Annotated in this window: 21 protein-coding genes, 3 pseudogenes, 1 riboswitch and 1 other annotated feature; of the genes and pseudogenes, 11 read left to right on the plus strand and 13 right to left on the minus strand. The window is 42.6% G+C overall.

All coding sequences use genetic code 11. The features are described from left to right. Positions 1-85 precede the first annotated feature (85 nt). Positions 86-310 (minus strand) — a binding site (T-box leader). 40 nt (positions 311-350) lie between these two features. From RN80_RS09225 to RN80_RS09250, 6 genes are all read right to left on the minus strand, one after another. Then, positions 351-1,580 (minus strand): DegT/DnrJ/EryC1/StrS family aminotransferase, encoded by a 1,230-nt coding sequence (locus tag RN80_RS09225; RefSeq protein WP_060628716.1) that lies wholly within the window; start codon positions 1,578-1,580, stop codon positions 351-353. Positions 1,581-1,622: 42 nt separating this feature from the next. Then, positions 1,623-2,315 (minus strand): sugar transferase, encoded by a 693-nt coding sequence (locus RN80_RS09230; RefSeq protein ID WP_000922210.1) that lies wholly within the window; start codon positions 2,313-2,315, stop codon positions 1,623-1,625. A gap of 184 nt (positions 2,316-2,499) precedes the next feature. Then, positions 2,500-4,242 carry an ABC transporter ATP-binding protein gene (locus RN80_RS09235; RefSeq protein ID WP_060628717.1) on the minus strand — a complete coding sequence of 581 codons (1,743 nt, stop codon included), beginning with the start codon at positions 4,240-4,242 and terminating at the stop codon, positions 2,500-2,502. Beyond that, positions 4,232-5,977: an ABC transporter ATP-binding protein gene (locus tag RN80_RS09240; protein WP_060628718.1), complete on the minus strand. Its 1,746-nt coding sequence runs from the start codon at positions 5,975-5,977 to the stop codon at positions 4,232-4,234. Before RN80_RS09240 ends, RN80_RS09235 begins: the two co-directional genes overlap by 11 nt. A 160-nt stretch (positions 5,978-6,137) precedes the next feature. Beyond that, the gene (locus tag RN80_RS09245; RefSeq protein ID WP_020901636.1) at positions 6,138-6,773 is read right to left on the minus strand and encodes a DUF421 domain-containing protein; all 636 of its coding nucleotides are present in this window, start codon (positions 6,771-6,773) and stop codon (positions 6,138-6,140) included. Further along, complete coding sequence (locus RN80_RS09250) at positions 6,770-7,225, minus strand: DUF3290 family protein (protein ID WP_000675332.1); 456 nt, start codon at positions 7,223-7,225, stop codon at positions 6,770-6,772. The genes RN80_RS09245 and RN80_RS09250 overlap by 4 nt, the downstream gene beginning before the upstream one ends. Positions 7,226-7,358: 133 nt before the next feature. On the opposite strand from RN80_RS09250, the gene RN80_RS09255 reads away from it, so the two are divergent. The 4 genes from RN80_RS09255 (at position 7,359) to RN80_RS09270 (ending at position 10,876) form a co-directional block, all read left to right on the plus strand. Continuing rightward, a complete protein-coding gene (locus RN80_RS09255; protein WP_049509837.1) occupies positions 7,359-8,186 on the plus strand; it encodes an exodeoxyribonuclease III in 828 nt (275 codons plus the stop codon). An 11-nt stretch (positions 8,187-8,197) separates the two neighbouring features. Continuing rightward, complete coding sequence (locus RN80_RS09260) at positions 8,198-8,584, plus strand: bleomycin resistance protein (protein WP_042750557.1); 387 nt, start codon at positions 8,198-8,200, stop codon at positions 8,582-8,584. Between the two features lie 230 nt (positions 8,585-8,814). Next, positions 8,815-8,910, plus strand: a riboswitch (purine riboswitch). Between the two features lie 122 nt (positions 8,911-9,032). Continuing rightward, entirely contained in the window at positions 9,033-9,614 is a 582-nt protein-coding gene (locus RN80_RS09265) for a xanthine phosphoribosyltransferase (RefSeq protein WP_042750555.1), read from the plus strand. Beyond that, on the plus strand, positions 9,614-10,876 hold the full coding sequence (locus tag RN80_RS09270) for a nucleobase:cation symporter-2 family protein (protein ID WP_004256021.1): 1,263 nt from the start codon (positions 9,614-9,616) through the stop codon (positions 10,874-10,876). Before RN80_RS09265 ends, RN80_RS09270 begins: the two co-directional genes overlap by 1 nt. A gap of 35 nt (positions 10,877-10,911) precedes the next feature. Here RN80_RS09270 and RN80_RS09275 read toward each other — a convergent pair whose 3' ends face one another. The 3 genes from RN80_RS09275 to RN80_RS09285 form a co-directional block, all read right to left on the minus strand. Further along, on the minus strand, positions 10,912-11,316 hold the full coding sequence (locus RN80_RS09275) for a PaaI family thioesterase (protein ID WP_000651199.1): 405 nt from the start codon (positions 11,314-11,316) through the stop codon (positions 10,912-10,914). A 69-nt stretch (positions 11,317-11,385) separates the two neighbouring features. Further along, positions 11,386-12,867 (minus strand): UDP-glucose--hexose-1-phosphate uridylyltransferase, encoded by a 1,482-nt coding sequence (locus RN80_RS09280; RefSeq protein WP_060628778.1) that lies wholly within the window; start codon positions 12,865-12,867, stop codon positions 11,386-11,388. Between the two features lie 18 nt (positions 12,868-12,885). Continuing rightward, positions 12,886-14,064: a galactokinase gene (locus RN80_RS09285; protein WP_060628719.1), complete on the minus strand. Its 1,179-nt coding sequence runs from the start codon at positions 14,062-14,064 to the stop codon at positions 12,886-12,888. A gap of 165 nt (positions 14,065-14,229) precedes the next feature. On the opposite strand from RN80_RS09285, the gene galR reads away from it, so the two are divergent. Beyond that, positions 14,230-15,231: a DNA-binding transcriptional regulator GalR gene (galR, locus tag RN80_RS09290; RefSeq protein ID WP_004259105.1), complete on the plus strand. Its 1,002-nt coding sequence runs from the start codon at positions 14,230-14,232 to the stop codon at positions 15,229-15,231. Positions 15,232-15,298: 67 nt separating this feature from the next. Here galR and RN80_RS09295 read toward each other — a convergent pair whose 3' ends face one another. The 3 genes from RN80_RS09295 to RN80_RS09305 form a co-directional block, all read right to left on the minus strand. Next, a complete protein-coding gene (locus RN80_RS09295) occupies positions 15,299-16,336 on the minus strand; it encodes a zinc-binding dehydrogenase (RefSeq protein WP_060628720.1) in 1,038 nt (345 codons plus the stop codon). Continuing rightward, entirely contained in the window at positions 16,337-16,690 is a 354-nt protein-coding gene (nmlR, locus tag RN80_RS09300) for a stress response transcriptional regulator NmlR (protein WP_060628721.1), read from the minus strand. A gap of 301 nt (positions 16,691-16,991) precedes the next feature. After that, the gene (locus tag RN80_RS09305; protein WP_060628722.1) at positions 16,992-17,882 is read right to left on the minus strand and encodes a cation diffusion facilitator family transporter; all 891 of its coding nucleotides are present in this window, start codon (positions 17,880-17,882) and stop codon (positions 16,992-16,994) included. A 126-nt stretch (positions 17,883-18,008) separates the two neighbouring features. On the opposite strand from RN80_RS09305, the gene RN80_RS09310 reads away from it, so the two are divergent. Further along, a complete protein-coding gene (locus tag RN80_RS09310; protein ID WP_060628723.1) occupies positions 18,009-18,545 on the plus strand; it encodes a TetR/AcrR family transcriptional regulator in 537 nt (178 codons plus the stop codon). Positions 18,546-18,711: 166 nt separating this feature from the next. Here RN80_RS09310 and pnuC read toward each other — a convergent pair. Then, positions 18,712-19,233 (minus strand): annotated as a pseudogene (pnuC, locus tag RN80_RS09315) (nicotinamide riboside transporter PnuC); the annotation flags it as partial. A gap of 39 nt (positions 19,234-19,272) precedes the next feature. On the opposite strand from pnuC, the pseudogene RN80_RS10045 reads away from it, so the two are divergent. The 5 genes and pseudogenes from RN80_RS10045 to RN80_RS10010 form a co-directional block, all read left to right on the plus strand. After that, a pseudogene (locus RN80_RS10045) lies at positions 19,273-19,620 on the plus strand (IS6 family transposase); the annotation flags it as partial. Between the two features lie 27 nt (positions 19,621-19,647). Then, positions 19,648-19,968 (plus strand): annotated as a pseudogene (locus tag RN80_RS10005) (DNA replication protein); the annotation flags it as partial. Beyond that, complete coding sequence (locus RN80_RS09325; protein WP_001287840.1) at positions 19,961-20,218, plus strand: plasmid replication protein; 258 nt, start codon at positions 19,961-19,963, stop codon at positions 20,216-20,218. The pseudogene RN80_RS10005 and the gene RN80_RS09325, both read left to right, overlap by 8 nt. 12 nt (positions 20,219-20,230) lie before the next feature. Continuing rightward, the gene (locus RN80_RS09330) at positions 20,231-20,458 is read left to right on the plus strand and encodes a hypothetical protein (RefSeq protein ID WP_060628724.1); all 228 of its coding nucleotides are present in this window, start codon (positions 20,231-20,233) and stop codon (positions 20,456-20,458) included. Continuing rightward, positions 20,446-20,607 carry a hypothetical protein gene (locus RN80_RS10010; protein ID WP_172672634.1) on the plus strand — a complete coding sequence of 54 codons (162 nt, stop codon included), beginning with the start codon at positions 20,446-20,448 and terminating at the stop codon, positions 20,605-20,607. The genes RN80_RS09330 and RN80_RS10010 overlap by 13 nt, the downstream gene beginning before the upstream one ends. Positions 20,608-20,669 lie beyond the last annotated feature (62 nt).

A 20,669-nucleotide genomic window follows, 5' to 3' on the forward strand; every position in this document is an offset into this window, starting at 1 on the left:
CTCAAGTTCATCAAAGCGACTTAACGCCCTAATAAAAATAAACAAAATGACCGAAAGAAAAAGCCCACACACAGATTGGATTCTGTGTGAGGGCGTTGGTAACGCGGTGCCACCTCAATTATAAAGGGACTATTCCCTTTACATCTCTACCTTGTCTAACAACAAGTTGCACTGTAAGGTGTGCGCACCGAATTTTCATTGTTTCAAATTCATTTTTAAAATCAGCCCACTTTCACTACTTTCAACCACCTGTTCACAATCACCACAGGCTCCCTGAAGATCAAACATAGTTACTTTTCTGATTTGTTGAGAATATTATATGCTATTGTCCGCTTTTTGTCAAGATTTTTTTATGATTTTTTTCCAGAACCGAGGATTTCTTCGGAAATTCTCACCAAAGTCTTAACGATGTAATCAACTTCTTCATCGCTTAATTTTGTATGAAGAGGAAGCGTAATTTCATTTTCAAAGAAGGCATAGGCTCTTGGATAATCTTCCATATCAAAACCAAGATTCTTATAGGCTGTCAAGAGAGGAAGCGGTTTGTAGTGTACATTACTTGCAATTCCTGCTTTGGCCAATTCTTGGATGATGAGGTTGCGTTCTTCTAAACTTGCTCCTTCTACATGGGTGATGTAGAGGTGGCGTGAAGATTCGACAGTATCAGTCTTGTGTGCCAGTGGATGGATACGAGTACCCGTAAAACCACGATCATAGCGGTCCACGATGTCCTTACGACGTTGTAGCAAACCAGGGTAACGGTCCAATTGTACCAAACCAATCGAAGCCATGATATCCGTCATGTTGCACTTGTAGGCTGGTGTTACGATATCGTATTCCCAAGAACCCAATTGCATCTTGGCAAGAGCATCCTTTGTTTGACCGTGAAGGGAAAGGATTTGGAACTCCTTGTACATCTCTTCGTCATCAATCGCTGGATTGGCTTTCCAAGTGGCACTTCCTCCCTCAGCCGTTGTAAAGTTCTTAACGGCATGGAATGAGAAGGAAGTAAAGTCCGCGATCGAACCAGCTGGCTGTCCTTTATAAGTAGATCCCAAAGCATGGGCACTATCAGAGACAATCACGATACGGTTAAAGGCTTTTTGCCACTTGCTTGATGCAGAAAAGAGGTCACGTTTCTTCTCCACAACTTGGAACAAACGGTCATAGTCGCAAACAATCCCTGCAAGCTCTACTGGGATGATAACCTTAGTTTTCTCAGTGATAGCTTGCTCAAGTAAGTCATAATCCATCTCAAACGTATCTGCATGGATATCCACCATGACAGGTGTCGCCCCTACGTGAGTGATAACACTACATGAAGCTGTATAGGTCATGGCTGGAACGATAACCTCATCACCAGGTCCAACTTCCAAGACGCGCAAAATCAACTCAAGCGCGGCAGTCGCAGAGTTAAGACAGACAGTCTTGGGCGTCTGTGTGTATTGAGACAAGCGACGCTCCAGTTCTTTTGTCTTGGGACCTGTTGTAATCCAACCAGAACGCAGGGTATCCGCTACTTCAGCAATTTCTGCTTCTGTAATATCGGGTGGTGAAAATGGAATATTGTAATTTGGCATTGATTTGCTCCTTTTATCTGTACTCATTCTCTCATGACTACTTTATTTTAGCACTTCAAACACGGTTTGAAACATGATTTTGATGTCTCCAAGGAAACTAAACTCTCGGAGATAGGCGAGGTTATAGCGCATCTTTTCAGGAAGAACGTGTTCGACATAGGCTTGGTCAACCGACAGACCTTTCTCCGTCATTTGACTGATGATAGTGTCCTCATCCTTGTAGTTGATGCTGGCTGGAGAGGTAATCCCTGCTGGCAAAAGCAAGGTCGCCATCATTTCAGGGCTATACTGCTCTGTGTAGCGTGGCACTTCAGGTCGTGTACCGACAAAGGACATTTCGCCTTTAAGGACATTGACCAGCTGAGGCAGTTCGTCCAAACGCACACGGCGGATGAAATTGCCAACCTTGGTAATGCGACTATCGTTAGCAGAAGTCACCAAACTTCCTTTTTTGTCTGCATCCGTCACCATGGTACGGAACTTCCAAATCTTGAAAGGTCGATTGTACTGGGTCACACGCTCTTGCTTGTAAATCACTGGCCCCTTGCTATCCAACTTGATCCAAATGCTCAAGATGAGAAAGATGGGAGAGGTCAGAACCAGTACAACCAAGGCCAAAACCCAGTCCAAACAACGCTTGAAAATCAGCGAACCCTTCCTTTTAGAGACAAGCTGGTAGTAAGACTCAACCTCGCTTGATTTCATTTCCACGGGCAAGTCTTCCCATTTCAGCATGCTGTTTCTCCTTTGTTTTTATTATACTATTTGTCAACATTTTTCATTATACCACAAAATGGAAAAGGCGGTGAAAGAAATCTGTAATTTGAAGGATTTCCTTCTTACACTCAATGAAAATCAAAGTACAGCTTTGAGGTTGCAGATAAAGCTGACATGGATTTGAAGAGATTTTCAAAGAGTATTAGGACATGGCCCCAGCCTGCAAGCTATACATCTTGTGATAGGTTCCTCCCAGAGCCAAGAGTTGCTCATGGGTTCCACTCTCGATAATGCGCCCCTTGTCCAAAACATAGATACAGTTGGCGTCTTGTATGGTAGAAAGACGATGGGCGATGGCAATGGTTGTTCGTCCCTGTCTCATCTTAGCCAGTGAAGCTTGAACCAGACTTTCTGTTTCAGAGTCAATATTGGCTGTCGCTTCATCCAAAATCAGGATTTTAGGCTGACTAGCGACTGTTCTGGCAAAGGCAAGAAGCTGACGCTGACCAGTAGAGAAACTCGAACCACGCTCAGAAACAGGGGCGTCATATCCCTGAGGAAGTTCTTGAATAAAGGAATCTGCATCGACGAAGGCTGCAGCAGCCTGGACCTGCTCATCACTAATGTCTTGGTACATGGCGATATTGGACTTAATGGTTCCATGATAGAGGAAGGGATCCTGCAAAACTAGCCCGATATTTTCCCTTAGCTCTTCCTGACTGTAGTCTCTAATATCCACACCATCTAAAAGAACTCGCCCTGACTGGAATTCATAAAAGCGCATGAGGACATTGATAATCGAAGATTTCCCAGAACCCGTATGCCCTACAAAAGCAATGGTTTCACCCTTGTTAACGGAGAAGGAAATGTCATCCAGAATCTGGTGTTTCCCGTCATATGAGAAACACACATGTTCAAAACGAATATTGCCTTCTTGGATTTTGGCTTGCCCATCTTTTTGAAGGGGCTCATAGGTCCTCTCGTCAATCAAGGAAAAGACACGGCCTGCAGAAACCATAGACGTTTGCAGAGTTGAAAAGTTTTGCGTCACCTCAATTAGGGGATCAAAGAGGCGGTTGATGTACTGGATAAAGGCATACATGGTTCCTGCCGTTATTCCCAGATAAAGGCCACGATAGCCAAAGTAGGCCATCAAGACAGCATAGCCTAGGAGTTTCAGTAAACTCATAGCAGGGCGCAAAAAGAGGGCATCCAAGGCTACAGAACGGTAGGCATAGACCAAGTGTTCTTGGTTGATCTCATCAAATTCTGCCTGCAGGCGCTTCTCTTGATTAAAGGCCTGGATTATTCTGATTCCTTCGATATTTTCTGCCAGCTTGCTATTGATATCTGACAAGAGACTTCTGGTTTTCTCAATGATTTTCACTGATTTTTTCCGATAGAGATTGACTAAAAGGAAAATCAAGGGGAGAAAGAGCAAGACTAAAGCAGTCAAACGAAAATCCAACACCAACATGGTATAAAGAGTTGTCAGAAAGATGAAAACTGCTGAGATAAAGCTAGATAAAATCCCCGAAAACATATCACTGATGGTCTCAGTATCATTGGTCAAACGAGAGACGATAGAGCCTGCTGGCGTCTTGTCAAAATAAGACATGCCGAGTTTCTCCATATTGGCAAAGGCATCGCGACGAATATCTCTAACGATGCTGTAGGATACCCGCGCAAAGAGAAGATTGCCAACATACTGGACCAGAGTTTGAAGGATATAAAGGCCATAGTAGACCAGCAAAACGGTCACAGCGAGTTGGTTGAGATTGCTGAGATACTGGTCGATAAAGTGGGAGGCCACAAGAGGAATGACACTTTTAATGACCGTCGTCGCTAGGAGAAAACTGAGTGCCAAAAAGGTCAGGAGGCCGTAAGGCTTGAGATAGGACATCAAGCGCTTCAATACAGTCCATTGTTCTTTCTTACTCTGCATCTTCTTCTCCTTTCATTTCCAACTGCTGAGACTGGTAGGTTTGGGCATACCAGCCATCCAAAGCTAGCAAGTCTTCGTGCCTGCCTCGTTCGATGATTTGACCATTTTGCAGGACTAAAATCAAATCTGCATGGACAACCGCGCTGAGGCGATGGGCAGTGATAATGGTTGTTTTGTCCTTTCGCGTCTCCTTGAGGTTGTCGATAATCGCATACTCCGTCTTGGCATCCACGGCTGACAAAGAATCATCCAAAATCAAGATATCAGGGTCTAAAATCATAGCCCGACTCATGGCCAGACGCTGCTTTTGACCTCCAGAAAGACTGACTCCCTTTTCGCCAATCAACGTATCAAATCCCTGAGGCATGGCTACAATGTCTTGGTAAACTTGGGCTAGCTTAGTAGCTTCCTCGACAGCTGAAAGTGTTAAATCAGGATTCCCAAAGCGAATATTGTCTAAGATTGAAGTCGCAAAGAGGAACTGGTCCTGAGGGACGTAGCCCATGAGACTGCGAAGGTCTGTCAAACGATAATCGCGAATATCGTGACCGTTTAGGTAAATGGCTCCCTTATCCACATCGTACTCACGCAAGAGAAGCTTGATCAAGGACGTTTTTCCAGAGCCTGTCTGACCAACCAAGCCCAGGGTTTGCCCTTTTCCCAAACTAAAGTGAATATCCGTCAATGTTTCCTCATTTTCAAAGGCAAAGCTATCAATATCGTACTGCAAGCGCCCGTTTTCAATGCCATCTAAAGGAAACTCAGGGTCTTGTACAGGTGATTCCTGAGACAAAAGATCCTCAATCCGTTGGTAAGAAACCTTCCCTCGCTGAGTGATATTAAAGAGGAAGCCAATGGCCATAAGAGGCCAGACCAGCATATCCAAATAGCTGATAAAGGTAACTAGATTCCCAACTGTAATCTGCCCTTTCTGAACCATCAAGGAGCCGACCAAGAGCGTTAAAACATAGGAGGAACCAACAAATAAAAGAACCATGGGGTCAAAGAGACTATCGTATTTCATGGTTTGGAGGTTCTTTTGGAAGGTCAATTCATTGACTGTCTGAAAGGATTTCAACTCGTCCGCCTGATACCCAAAAGACTTGGTCACTTTAATACCTGATACAGACTCCTGCACCTTATTATTGAGTTCAGAAAAGGCAGCCTGTGATTCACCAAAGGCCTTGTGGGTCTTTCTCCCTAGACGACTGGTCGCATAAGCCATGAAAGGCAGGGGCAAAATGGCAACTAAGGTCATTTGCCATGAGATGCTAAAAAGCATGGTTAGCAAGGTCACTAAAGCTGTGATGGAGGCATCCACCGCAGACATAACACCGCCGCCTGCCAGACGGGTTAAGGCATTGATATCATTTGTAGCGTGTGCCATCAGGTCTCCCGTTCGATAGGTCTGATAAAAGGCTGGAGACATTTTTGTGAAATGCTCAAATAAGCGAGACCGCATAATCTGCCCCAAACGGTAGGAGGTTCCGAGGATATACATACGCCAAACATAGCGCAGATAATACATCCCAAAGGCTGCAAGGAGCAAGTAAAATAGGTCAAGAAGGAGGTCCTGCTGGGTTAATTGCCCCGATGTGATGGCATCAATGACCCGCCCCATGACCATAGGTGGAATGAGATTGAGGACGGAAACCAAGACCAGGGCCACAATCCCGACTAGATAACGGCGTTTTTCTAACTTGAAAAACCACCAAAGTTTTTGAATAATGGACATAAAATCCCTTTCTGATTGCAAATGGAAACCTGAGGCCAATACTCAATGAAAATCAAAGAGCAAACTAGGAAACTAGCCGCAGGCTGTACTTGAGTACGGCAAGGCGACGTTGACGCAGTTTGAATTTGATTTTTGAAGAGTACAAGACCCCAGGTTTTTCTTATTCATAGGTTACGACTGTAACAGCACCCTTGTCATACTCAGCGATAAAGATGTTGGCTACATTGTCATGCCCTTGCTTGCTGAGATTATCAAGCAGCCACTCTTCGCTACGACCAATCGATTCCAAGACATCGACTTGGATCACACCGTCAGTCACAACTGGATACTTAGGATTTTCATCTCCCATTTGAACCACGATGAGTTGGCCATTTTGTTCTTGCACAGCTCGTTTAACTTGCTTCATCTGGAAAATCCCTTGGCTACGAAGTTTGAGGGCTACATCCGATGCAGACAAGCCAACTGAACGACAGGCTTCTGGGTCAATCTGCCCATTTTTGATGAGGAGAGTTGGTTTCCCATCAATCAAGCGTTTGACAAAGCGAACATTGTTATTGAGCCACTTTAGGGTCAAAACCAAAATCGTCCACATCATCAAAATCACTGTGTATTGCAGGATACTGATTGAACTATTGTAAATTACCCCACCGATGATACCACCAAGAACATAGTTCTGAATTTGGTCTGTAGCAGAGTTAGGTGCTAGATTCCCCTTTCCTGTCACATTAATAACAAAAACAAGAGAGAAAAGACCCAAGGCCAGTTTGATTAAAATTTCCATATAGTTGAGTGTCATTTGTTTACCTCCACCAATTCAATAGCGTCTGTTTGATTCAATTCTAATTTCTCTAAAAGATACTTGTCTGGTTGGCTCCCGTTCATGGCGCGGTAGAAATTTGGACCTACCTTGACAAGCGCTCCATCAGTGGCAGCTGAAGTATTAACGTAAACTTCTGATTTATCCACCCCCAAGTCTTTGGAAACAACCTCTATGAAATGAAGTGAGGTTTGAAATTGATTGTTAGAGGCTTGATTGGTCTGGTATTTTGAGATTGTTACCAAAAGCATGGCTACCAAGGTCAAGGCCAAAATCATGACCAATTCCCGAAACTTAGTCCCCTTTTTATCTCGATAAGCCTTAAAAGCAAAAAATCCTGTGATAGCTAGGAGCACAATCCCAAAGCCAATCATGATTCCATTTTGTTGACTGATTTGGCTAAGCACATAGTCATATGAGTAAAATTTCATTTATTTTCACTCCCTTTCATAAAATCATTCTTTATTATAAACGAAAGAGGGTGATTTTTCAAACCATACGTTGGGAAAATAGACCTTTTTTTGGTATAATAAAATCTATAATCTGAATGAAAAAGGTAACTTTATGAAACTTATCTCATGGAATATTGATTCCCTCAATGCAGCCCTAACTAGTGACTCAGCTCGTGCCAAATTGTCCCAAGAAGTCCTACAAACCTTGGTCGCTGAAAATGCTGATATCATTGCTATCCAAGAAACCAAGCTTTCTGCCAAAGGCCCTACAAAGAAACACTTGGAAATTTTAGAAGAACTCTTCCCAGGCTACGAAAACACGTGGCGCTCTTCCCAAGAACCTGCCCGTAAAGGCTATGCTGGTACTATGTTCCTCTATAAGAAAGAACTCACACCCACTGTCACTTTCCCAGAAATCGGTGCCCCTTCTACCATGGACTTGGAAGGTCGTATCATCACTCTAGAATTTGATAAATTTTTCGTGACCCAAGTTTACACTCCAAACGCTGGAGACGGCCTCAAACGCTTGGAAGAACGTCAAGTATGGGATGTCAAATATGCTGAGTATTTGGCTCAACTAGACAAAGAAAAACCAGTCCTTGCAACCGGTGACTACAATGTGGCCCACAATGAGATTGACCTTGCAAATCCTGCTAGCAACCGCCGTTCACCAGGATTTACCGACGAGGAGCGTGCTGGATTTACCAACCTTTTAGCAACTGGATTTACTGATACCTTCCGCCACATTCACGGCGATGTTCCAGAACGCTACACTTGGTGGGCACAGCGCAGCAAGACCTCTAAAATCAATAATACTGGCTGGAGAATTGACTACTGGCTCACAAGTAACCGCATCGCTAACAAGGTGACTAAGTCTGATATGATCGACTCGGGAGCTCGCCAAGACCATACACCTATTGTCATGGAGATTGAACTCTAAGGAGAAAACGAATGGACTATCAAGCTGTCATTCCTGAATTTGTAGTATCTGACATCGAAAAATCACGCCACTTCTACTGCAACCTGCTAGGATTCTCTGTCGAATACGAGCGTCCAGAGGAGAAATTTCTCTTCCTCTCGCTTGAAGACTGCCAACTTATGCTAGAAGAAGGCAGCGTAAAAGAATTAGCTCAGCTGACCTATCCTTTCGGGCGCGGTGTCAATATTTCCTTTGGCATTGCAGATGTTCCTCAGCTCCACCAAAAACTGCTGGAAGCTGACTATCCTATCCATCGTCCCCTGACAAAAAGAGAATTTCGAGTAGGAGATAGCTTTATATATCCCCATGAATTTGCGATTTTGGATCCAGATGGCTATTTTTTAAGATTTAGCGAGTAGAATAATAAAGATTTGGAAAAAGTCTTTAAAGTAAAAAAGACATATTGTCAAGTGTTTAAAAACTTGATAATATGCCTTTTATGATGGAAAAACCTTCTAAATGTTAGCCAATAAGTTGATTTTTGCCTATTTTTATTATATTTGTTCGTTTTTAAAACCAAAACACTAACAAAATATTTGATTTCTAAAGTTATTTAGTGTAAAATAAAAACATTGGCTCAAGCCTATTTAAAATTGAATATCATTTTACTTGTTTATGTCGTGAATTGGCACGACGTTTCTACAAGGTGCCGGAACACCTAACAATAAGTAAGTCAGAGTGAGGTATGGCCGTTTTTGCCATGCCTATTTGGGGGACTTGCTTAGAGATTAAGTAAGTTCTTTTTCTATTTCTTGCTAGAAACCATAAACAAGCAAATGGATTGGCTTTTAGACTTTAGGAGGTCTTATGAAATTATTAGAAGAGCGCATCCTCAAGGATGGGCATATCTTGGGTGATAACATCCTCAAGGTGGATTCCTTTTTAACCCACCAAGTTGACTTTAGCTTGATGCGAGAGATTGGTAAGGTTTTTGCGGAAAAATTTGCTTCTGCTGGTATTACCAAAGTCGTGACCATTGAAGCGTCAGGTATTGCCCCAGCCATTTTTACAGCTGAAGTCTTAAACGTTCCCATGATTTTTGCTAAAAAAGCTAAAAACATCACTATGAACGAAGGAATCTTAACTGCCGAAGTTTACTCCTTTACCAAGCAAGTGACCAGTACCGTTTCTATCGCTGGAAAATTCCTCTCACCAGAGGACAAGGTCTTGATTATCGACGATTTCCTTGCTAATGGCCAAGCTGCTAAAGGCTTGATTCAAATCATCGAACAAGCTGGTGCCACAGTCGAAGCTATCGGTATTGTGATTGAAAAATCCTTCCAAGATGGCCGTGATTTGCTTGAAAAAGCAGGCTATCCTGTCCTATCACTCGCTCGTTTGGATCGTTTTGAAAATGGTCAAGTCGTATTTAAGGAGGCAGATCTCTAATGCAAACTCAAGAAAAACATTCACAAGCAGCCGTTCTTGGCTTGCAGCACTTACTAGCCATGTACTCAGGATCTATCCTGGTTCCCATCATGATTGCGACAGCCCTTGGCTATTCAACTGAGCAGTTGACCTACCTGATTTCCACAGATATCTTCATGTGTGGGGTGGCAACCTTCCTCCAACTCCAACTCAACAAATACTTTGGAATTGGACTCCCAGTCGTTCTTGGAGTTGCTTTCCAATCCGTCGCTCCCTTGATTATGATTGGGCAAAGCCATGGTAGTGGTGCTATGTTTGGTGCCCTTATCGCATCAGGGATTTACGTGGTTCTTGTTTCAGGCATCTTCTCAAAAGTTGCCAATCTCTTCCCATCTATCGTAACAGGATCTGTTATTACCACGATTGGTTTAACCTTGATTCCTGTCGCTATTGGAAATATGGGAAATAACGTTCCAGAGCCAACTGGTCAAAGTCTCTTGCTTGCAGCTATCACTGTTTTGATTATCCTCTTGATTAACATCTTTACCAAAGGATTTATCAAATCTATCTCTATTTTGATTGGTCTGGTTGTTGGAACTGCCATTGCTGCTAGCATGGGCTTGGTTGATTTCTCTCCTGTTGCGGCAGCACCGCTCGTCCATGTCCCAACTCCACTCTACTTTGGGATGCCAACCTTTGAAATCTCATCTATTGTCATGATGTGTATCATCGCAACGGTGTCTATGGTTGAGTCGACTGGTGTTTACCTAGCCTTGTCTGATATCACGAAAGACCCAATCGACAGCACACGCCTTCGCAACGGTTACCGCGCAGAAGGCTTGGCCGTACTTCTCGGAGGAATCTTTAACACCTTCCCTTACACAGGATTTTCACAAAACGTTGGTTTGGTTAAATTATCAGGTATCAAGACTCGCCTGCCAATCTACTACGCAGCTGGTTTCCTGGTTCTCCTTGGACTCCTTCCTAAGTTTGGCGCCCTTGCCCAAATCATTCCAAGCCCTGTCCTCGGTGGTGCCATGCTGGTGATGTTTGGTTTTGTATCCATTCAAGGGATGCAAATTCTCGCTCGTGTTGACTTTGCTAACAATGAACATAACTTCCTTATTGCAGCTGTTTCAATCGCTGCAGGTGTCGGTCTAAATAACAGTAATCTCTTTGTCAGCATGCCGACAGCCTTCCAAATGTTCTTCTCAAACGGAATCGTCGTAGCCAGCCTACTCGCCATTGTACTCAATGCTGTATTAAATCATAAAAAGAAATAAGAAAAAGAGGTGTAAGCCTCTTTTTTTTTGTTTCTCTATATCCTTACCTGTCTTTCTTCTGACCGCTGACCCGTGACAAACATGGTAAAGGTTGCTTTGCAGACATTTCTGCCCTCTTGATTGGTAATATCCACATCCACGACACAGGTTGTGCGACCTTGATGGACACATTCTCCTTTAATAGTCAACACATCGTCGAGTTTTCCTGCCTTGAGGTAGTTGATAGAGGATTGTAGTGTCACCCCATCAAGTCCCAGCGAGATAACCACCAAACCACTGATCTGGTCGCAAAGGGTAAAGAGATAGCCACCATGGGCATTGCCATAGTAGTTGAGCGACGAGTCCACTACTTTGGTCGTCACCACAACGTGACCATCTCTCATTTTTTCAATTTCATAATTTTCAAAGGCAGATATAGCGTCAAAATGAAAATCTTTCATCGTTTCCTCCTGATATTTCAAACGACACTATGATACTACTTTTTATAGGACTGTGCAAGGAGAAAGCTCCTAGTCTGGCAAAATTCCGACCTGCTCCACAAAGCGCATAAAGGCTGCTTGTCCCTGTTCCGTTTGCTTGTAGACTCCTGCATCCTCAAGTACACGTGCAAAGATAGCACCAACAGAGTCCTTGACAATTTCAAGGGCTTTTTCTTTATCTGTTAGGTCTAGATGTTGGACTTTGAGTTGGTCTGCCCATTCCTGATGATAATCGGCAACTGTATCAGCTTCTCCTACAAGATAGCTAGCGACTTGCTCCACCTCTTCTTTTAGACGTGGTGGCAAGATTGCCAAGCCCATGACCTCAATCAAGCCGATATTTTCCTTCTTGATATGTTGGACATCCTTGTGGGGATGATAGATGCCATCAGGATGCTCTGGCGATGTCTGATTGTCTCGCAAGACCAAGTCCAACTCAAACTGTCCATCGCGTTTACGGGCAATGGGTGTGATGGTATGATGCGGTGTCCCATCAGTCTCAGCCAAAATCTGCACTTCAGGGTCTGAATACTGACGCCATTCCTGCAAAATCTTATCAGCCAAGTTGATCAAATCCTCTTTGGAAGCCGAAGTCAAACGCAACACTGACATTGGCCACTTAACAATTCCAGCCTTGACCTGCTTAAAACCAGTAAAACGGAAAGTCTTTTGCAAGGGAGCCAATTCCATAGGAAATACGTGACGGCCTCCCTGATAGTGGTCATGAGTTAGAATAGAGCCACCCACAATCGGCAGGTCGGCATTAGAGCCAGCAAAATAGCCTGGAAACTGCTCTACGATAGCCAGCAAACGCTCAAAGCTCTGCCGGCTAATGGCCATGGGACGGTGCTGGCCGTCTAAGAAAATACAATGCTCATTAAAATAAGCATAGGGCGAATACTGGAAGCCCCACTCCTGACCAGCCATTTCAAAACGGATAATCCGGTGATTGCTGCGAGCTGGGTGGTTGACCCGACCATGGTAGCCTTCATTCTCTAGACAAAGCTGACACTGTGGATAATTACTAGCTTGCACCAACTTGGCAGCCGCAATCTCTTTCGGATCCTTTTCAGGCTTAGAGAGATTGATGGTAATTTCAAGTTCTCCATAGTCAGATGGAACACGATAAGCTATATTTTTAGCAATAGCCTTGAGTTTGATGTAGTCATTTTTCTGACTGAGTTGGTAAAAATCCTCTATCGCTTGCTCAGGAGAGTGGGCATAAGCTTCCCAGAAGTCACGATTGACCTGACTCGGACAAGGGGTCACCAAATCCATCAGTTCAGCACCAAGGATTTCACGCGCAGTCTGACTATCCTCAATCGTCTCTAATCGAACGGCTTCCTCAACCAGCTGGTCCTTGAGGTCAATCACTTTATCCAGATCCGTCTCAACTTCCAAAACACCATCTCCCACTCGAGCCAAGACACGATTGGTCAGGTAGATTCGATCCATTTCTTCAAATGAACTTTCAGAAATGACATATGTTACAAATTTATCTACTAAGGTCACCATAAAGCCTCCTTTTGACTAGTCAAGGACGCGAGTGCCACCTGCAACTTCAGCGATATAGAAGCTTGGAGCGTAGCCAACTACTTCCTCGTAGTATTTACCAACAGCTTCCTTAAAGGCCTCAACAGCATCTTTTTGCACCAAAGCAATGGCACATCCGCCAAAACCTGCCCCTGTCATACGAGCACCGAGAACTCCTTCTTGTGCCCAAGCTGTGTGAACAAGAGTATCCAATTCCAAACCAGTTACTTCATAATCATGCTCTAGGGAAACGTGAGATGCATTCATCAAGCGACCAAATGTTTCCAAATCTCCTGCTTGAAGGGCTACTTGGGCTTTGAGAGTACGTTGGTTTTCAAGCACAGCATGGCGAGCACGTTTCAAACGATTTTCATCTTTAATCAGATAACTGTATTGGTCAAAGGCCCACTCGTCCAATTCACCCAAGGTCTGAATATCTAAGGCAACTTGCAATTCTTCCACCGCTTTTTCACACTCAGCACGACGTTCATTGTATTTAGAGTCCGCCAATTCACGGCGTTTATTGGTGTTCATAATAACAACGACATTGTCCTTCAAATCAAGTGGCACCAAGTCATACTCTAAAGTGTTAGTATCTAAGTAAATAGCACGTTGGTCCGCTCCCATTCCGATAGCAAACTGGTCCATGATACCAGAATTGACTCCGATAAAGTTATTTTCTGTTTGTTTGCCGATTTTAACCAAATCGAGACGCTCTAATTTTAAATCAAAGAGATGCTCTGCCACGACTCCTGTCAAAAGTTCCAAGGATGCTGAAGAAGACAAGCCAGCACCATTTGGAATATTCCCATAAACATAAAAATCAAAACCTTTGTCAATCACGTGCCCAGCTTCTTGCAAGAAATGAAGAACTCCTTTTGGATAATTGGTCCAGTTGTGCTCTTTTTCAAACTTGAGATCCGCTAAAGGCACTTCGATAATGCCCTTTTCCTCAAAGTTAGCTGAGTAGAAACGTAAAATTTGGTCGTCACGCTTACGAGCTGCACCGTAAGTTCCCAAGGAAATAGCAGCAGGAAAAACGTGCCCACCGTTGTAGTCTGTGTGCTCACCAATCAAATTGATACGACCTGGTGAAAAGAATGTTTGGTCTGCTTCTTGACCAAAAACAGCAAAAAAATCTTTGCGAAGAGTTTCAGCAGTAAGATGTTGTGTCATATGAATTCTCCTTTTACTGTCCGTTAAGTCACCTTAACGTGTAATCGTTTTCTTCTATTGTATCCAAGGGATTTCCCAAGGTCAATCCTTTTTACTAAAATTTTACTAAACTGTCAGTAAAAAAGCAGAAAAATATGATATACTAACCTTAAAGAAGGAGGATTTATGGCTACCTTAAAAGACATTGCACAGCTAGCCTCTGTCTCTATCGCGACCGTATCCCGTGTCCTCAACCGCGACCAGAGCCTATCTGTTACAGAAGAAACGAGACACCGTATTTTAACCGTTGCTGAAGAGCTGGGCTACACTAAGCATCTCAAGACAGGCGAGTCCCACAAGCCCAAGCAAAAGATTGCCATTATCCAATGGGTCAGCGAACAAGGGGAGCTGGACGACCTCTACTACTACCAGATTCGCCTAGGCATAGAAAAAAGAGCCCAAGAGTTGGACTACGATATCTTGCGCTATTTTAATGACCATCCTTTTACCCTAAGCGAGGAAGTAATTGGGATTCTCTGCATCGGAAAATTTAGCCGAGCTCAGATTTCTGCCTTTGAAGAATACCAAAAGCCTCTTGTATTTCTAGACAGCGATACACTTTCCCTGGGACATACCTGCATTATCACAGACTTTTACACTGCCATGAAACAGGTTGTCGATTATTTTCTCAGCCAAGGGATGGACCGCATCGGGATTCTAACAGGCCTTGAAGAAACAACCGACCAAGAAGAAATCATTGAGGATAAGCGACTGGAAAATTTTAGAAACTACAGTCAAGCAAAGGGAATCTATCATGATGAACTGGTCTTTCAAGGAAGCTTTACTGCCCAGTCTGGCTATGACTTGATGAAGGAGGCTATTCAGAGTTTGGGAGACCAACTGCCACCAGCATTTTTTGCAGCTAGCGATAGTTTAGCTATCGGTGCCCTCCGTGCCCTCCAAGAAGCTGGAATCAACCTGCCAGACCGCGTCAGTCTTATTTCCTTTAACGACACCAGCCTGACCAAGCAAGTCTATCCTCCCCTCTCCAGCATCACCGTCTATACCGAAGAAATGGGCAGAGCAGGCATGGATATTCTTAATAAAGAAGTACTCCACGGTCGCAAAATCCCTAGCCTGACCATGCTGGGAACCAGACTGACTCTGAGAGAGAGTACTCTGCCATAACTCCACAAATTAAAAATGACAAAAAATCCTAATAGAGAGTCTCAAATCTCCATTAGGATTTTCTTTTTTAGGCCATCACAATCATAGACTTAATGGTCTTACGTTCATCCATATCTTTATAAGCTTGATCAATATCTTCTAATTTATAGCTTGAAGTAAAGACACGGCCTGGATTGATATCACCATCAAGGACGGCTTTTAGTAAAAATTGCTTATCATATGTTGTCGCAGAAGCTGCCCCACCTGCTACAGAGATATTTTGCATAAATGTCGAACCAAGAGCACGATTATTATAGTGTGGGACTCCTACAAATCCCATACGCCCTCCATTATGAAGGACACCTAGCGCCTGTTCTACAGCAGCCTCCGTACCAACACATTCAAGTGCTGCGTCCGCTCCGCCACTGAGAATTTCACGCACCTTGGCAATACCTTCTTGACCTCGCTCAGCTACAAAAGCTGTCGCACCCGACTCCAGAGCCATCTTTTGACGATCTTCATGACGACTCATGAGGATAATTTGCGACGCACCACGCATCTTCGCCGCGATGACAGCACATTGACCTACAGCACCATCACCAATGACCACAACCTTATCCCCTTTTTGAACATTAGCAACACGCGCCGCATGATAGCCTGTCGGCATAACATCTGCAAGAGTCAAGAGGGACTTTAGCATACCTTCTGTGTAGTCAGAAGGTTGTCCAGGGATTTTAACCAGCGCCCAGTTTGCATAATGGAATCGGATATATTCCGCCTGGACACCATCTGACCAGTTGTTACCAATATGGCGATCACAAGTCCCGTCATAGCCTGCACGACAGGCATCACACTCACCACATCCATGTGTAAACGGGACAATGACAAAATCACCAGATTTTACTGTAGTGACGTTCTCACCAACTTCTTCGACAATCCCGATCGCCTCATGACCACTATTTCTATGTCCTTCTTCGATTTCGGGATTCCGGTAACTCCAGAGATCTGAACCACAAACGCAAGTACGTACTATCCTGATAATTGCATCATCTGCTTCTATAATTTGCGGACGTTCAATGCTAGCAAGTCCAACCTGGCCTGCCTTTGTATATACTGCTGATTTCATTTAATATTTTCCTTCCTTATAAAGTTTAATTTTGAGATTTAAACGATTTAAAGCTGTCTGTAGCTGAGACAAGCGCTCCTCTAATTTTTTCTTTTCCTCTTCTAAAATACCAAGCCTCTCCTTTCTCGTTTCATCCCCCTTTTGGTAGAGCGACATATAGTCAACTAAACTGTCTACAGAGACACCCGCCGAACGAAAACACTTAATAAATTCCAACGCTTCGATATCCTGGTCTTGAAAATCACGAATCCCTGTTGCGGTACGAGTAATCGGTGACACAAGACCAACCCGTTCATAATACCGAATCGTATCCGCTGAAATTCCCAACAAATCACTGGCAGATTTAATATTCATAGGCTAACCTCCTCTCATTTTATTTACTGAGTTTAAGCTATTCGAACTCACTTATCTCATTATATAACTTTGAGTTGACTCCAAGTCAAGCATTTTGCACCAAATCGAAGAACATTTTTTAATGATTAGTTCTCTTATCAGCATACCTTTTCATCAAGCAAAGAAAGAGGTTGGGGAAAGCGTATTTAAAAGCAAAAAGCGCATAGTATCAAATGCTTAGAAACCTTGATACTATGCGTTTTTATGTGTGAAGAATTACTTCATTTTCTCTTGAAATTAAGTTTTGTCCCAGCTGCTTTTTCTAGTGTTGATGCCCATGGGCTTGCTCTAAGGCTGTTACCTTTCGCTTATGTTGCGCATGATTGCTTTGACTGGTGTCCACTTCGATAGTAATATTCTGCACACCTCTTTCTTCTAAGAGCTGACGTACTTGATTCTTTGTTTCCGTCATCTCCTCCCAATCCTCTAAACAGATATGGATAATAGCATTATTTTCTAGACCATCCATGGACCAAATGCTAAGTTGATTGACACTTTTGACATTGGTCAGAGCCTCCAAATCCTTCTCCAAATCACCCGTCTCTAGTCCTTCTGGCACAGCATCCAGGAAAATCTTGAGTGCGCTCCAAAATCGAGGAATAGCTTTTGTTAGAATGAAGATGGAAATGACAAGCGATAAGAGCGGATCAAGGATATACCAATCTGTAAATCGGAGGATAATCGCCATTAGAATGACAGCCAACCAACCTAGAGTATCTTCCAAAAAGTGCAGGCTCAGAATTGACTCGTTCTTTGTCTTTCCCTTACGAACTACTAGACTAGCTAGCACATTGATACTGACTGCAATGATTCCTAGCCAGAGTACGCCTTCGTCATCAACGGGCTGTGGATTAAAAAGTTTAGTTATATTTTCCAAGATCACTAGAATGGATCCTGTGATAAGAATCACAGCAGTCACTAGGGCCCCTAAAAGACTAAATCGCTTGTAACCCAAGGTGTATTGCCTATCTTCTTCTCTATTTGAGATTGTTTCTAAAAAGGCCGATATGCCGATTGCTATAGCATCTCCCAAGTCATGGACAGAATCAGCAAGAACAGCACTTGAACCGAAGATTCCTCCTGCGATAAACTCAACAATAGCATAGCTTAAATTTAAGAAAAAAGCTACCCAAACAGTATATTTTGCCTTCATCTTTCTCATTCCTTTGTTATAATAGATTTATGAACACCTTGTTCATTATCCACTAAAACTCAAAGAAAGGATAGAAGCAAAACGTCAGCTTTATTCAGTTCTGAACAATTTGCCTCAAGTGTCCATATGACTACCATTGACCGCCGTATCAGCAAAACAAAAAAAGCCATCTATCAAGCTTTTCTACAACTTTTAAACGATAAGGGGTACGAATCCACTACCGTTCAGGATATCATTGATCTCGCAGATGTGGGACGATCCACCTTTTACTGTCACTATGAGAGTAAGGAACTACTTCTGGACGAACTTTGCCGCGGCCTCTTCCATCACCTCTTTGAAAGAGAGCAATCCATTTCAATCGAGGATTATCTCTCCCATCTCTTTCTTCACTTTCAAAAAAACCAAGACCATATCACCAGTCTACTATTTTCAAAAAATGACTACTTCCTCCGTCAACTCCATAAAGAGCTAGAACACCATGTCTATTCCGTGCTAGCTGATAAGTTGAAAAAAGCTCACCCAAGTCTGCCTCCTTCTTACCTCCAACACTTAGTCATGTCCAACTTTATCGAGACATTGACCTGGTGGCTCAAAAAAGGGCAAGACTTTACAGACCAGGAAGTTGTCCAATTTTATCTAGACCTTCTCATTCCTAAAAATTGAATACAGAGTAGAGCTCAGTTGCCTTATTTCTTGGTTACTGAGTTTTTTATCTTTTCAACAACAAAAGAGGACACGCCTATCCTCTTTTTCATAATATAAAATCCTTTATTATCAACTCTATCTGTTTTAACCGAAAACTCAAAACAGCACTTTTAAACATCTCTTCTTAGTTAGGTAAGTCAGTATTCTGCTTAGCTGCCTTGCTCCATTGATACCAACCAACTAGACTGTTAATGAGATAAATTAGATATTTCCCTTGAATTTGCAGGCTTTCTCCCCACCAAAGATAGATTGAAAAGACATTGGTAGCTGCCCAGAATATCCATTGTTCACGGTAAACAGCTGTCATGAGGATTTGCCCTACCCCATTGGTCGCATCTGTGATTGAATCACGATAGGGACGATTGGCACCGATAGACTGATAAATAAACCCAAAGGCCAACCACCAAAGAACACTAATGGAAAGATACTTGGTCCAACCCTTGCCGTCCAATTTACGTGCAACAAACTCTTGCTTTTCTTTCTTGAACTGTGCTTGGTAGATCCAAACCAAGAGACCAATTGGCTGCATAATTGTAAAATAGAGAGTTGTTAAAACCTCACCATAGAAGCCTTTTTGAAGGGCAAGCACCAGATAAATGATGGAATTAATCAAACCAAATAGGTAGTTACTAGCACGACCTTCAGCTTCTCAAAGAGCAGAAAAAAGGTTAGTAAGGCTTGAGAGATGAATCATTTTAAAGGCAAACAATTCCAACAAGACGTCATCATTGTCGCTGTTGGTTATTACCTACGTTACAATCTGAGCTATCGTGAAGTTCAGGAATTGCTTTATGACCGTGGAATAAATGTTTGTCACACTACGATTTATCGGTGGGTTCAAGAATACAGTAAAATCCTCTATCATCTCTGGAAAAAGAAAAATAAATAGTCCTTCTATTCGTGGAAAATGGATGAAACCTATATCAAAATTAAGGGGCGTTGGCATTATCTCTATCGAGCGATTGATGCGGACGGTTTAACATTGGATATCTGGTTACGAAAGAAACGTCGAGCAGACGATAACAGCTATAAGTTAGAAGATACCGCCTATCAAGAAGATAAAGCACGCAAAGCAGAAACCGAAGATAAGCTAGCTATTGAAGCAATGAAAAGCAAGTACACCACGCTATTGCTAGAAAATATGTTGCTAAGTCCGTTTGAAATGCAAGATACAAAAATCATGGCAGGATTGCAAGTCTATGTTTACCCCCTCTATGACGAACTGAAAGAATTAAGAGGGCTAAATAGTGTTAAAGACCACTTGTCTTATGTTGCCAGCAGACGTGAAGAATATTCTAAGCATAATATCGCACGCTACCTCAAAAAAGCCATTGAACAATATCTACCAACGGTTAAAAGGCAGGACTTAAACCATGAGTGAAGACTTAAAAACGATCAAAGAGCTGGCGGATGAGTTGAGTGTTACAAAACAAAATATTCAATATCACTACCAAAGGTTACCAAAAGAATTACAGCTTAAAAGTTCCAATGGGTCTAATCTAATAAATTCTAAAGCAGAAAAAATAATTTTAGGTAAAGTAGAAAGTAGTAGCAAATCAAATACCAAAGACCAACAAATAAGTAGCAAAGACCAACAAATAGAAAAACTAACTAATTTGTTAGACCAGTAACAACGATTAGCCTTGCAAGATAAAAAGTTGCTAGAAGAATACAAGGCGGAAAATGATAACTTAAAAGCCCTCAAAATGCACTCACAGGAAACAGAATTCAAACACTTAGACAATCAATATAAAGATGAAGTGAACGCTCTTAAAGAGAAGTTGGAAAATTTGCAGAAACAAATCAAAGATCAAAAAAGGATAGAAGAACAAGAAAAACCAATAAAATGGTGGGGACTATGGCGAAAATAGATGATTCAGTTAAAAAGAAAGTTCCAGAATTGCGATTTAAAGGATTCACGGATGAATGGGAACAGCGTAAGTTGGGAGACGAAGTTCGAATAGTGATGGGACAGTCTCCTAATTCAGAAAATAATACTGATGATCCTAATGGGCGCTAAAAATGCGAAGACCTATGAAGACCTATTTTGTATTAGTCAAACAAAAAATCCAAAAGAAATGG

The sequence above is a fragment of the Streptococcus mitis genome, from assembly GCF_001281025.1.
GTDB lineage: Bacteria > Bacillota > Bacilli > Lactobacillales > Streptococcaceae > Streptococcus > Streptococcus mitis_AK.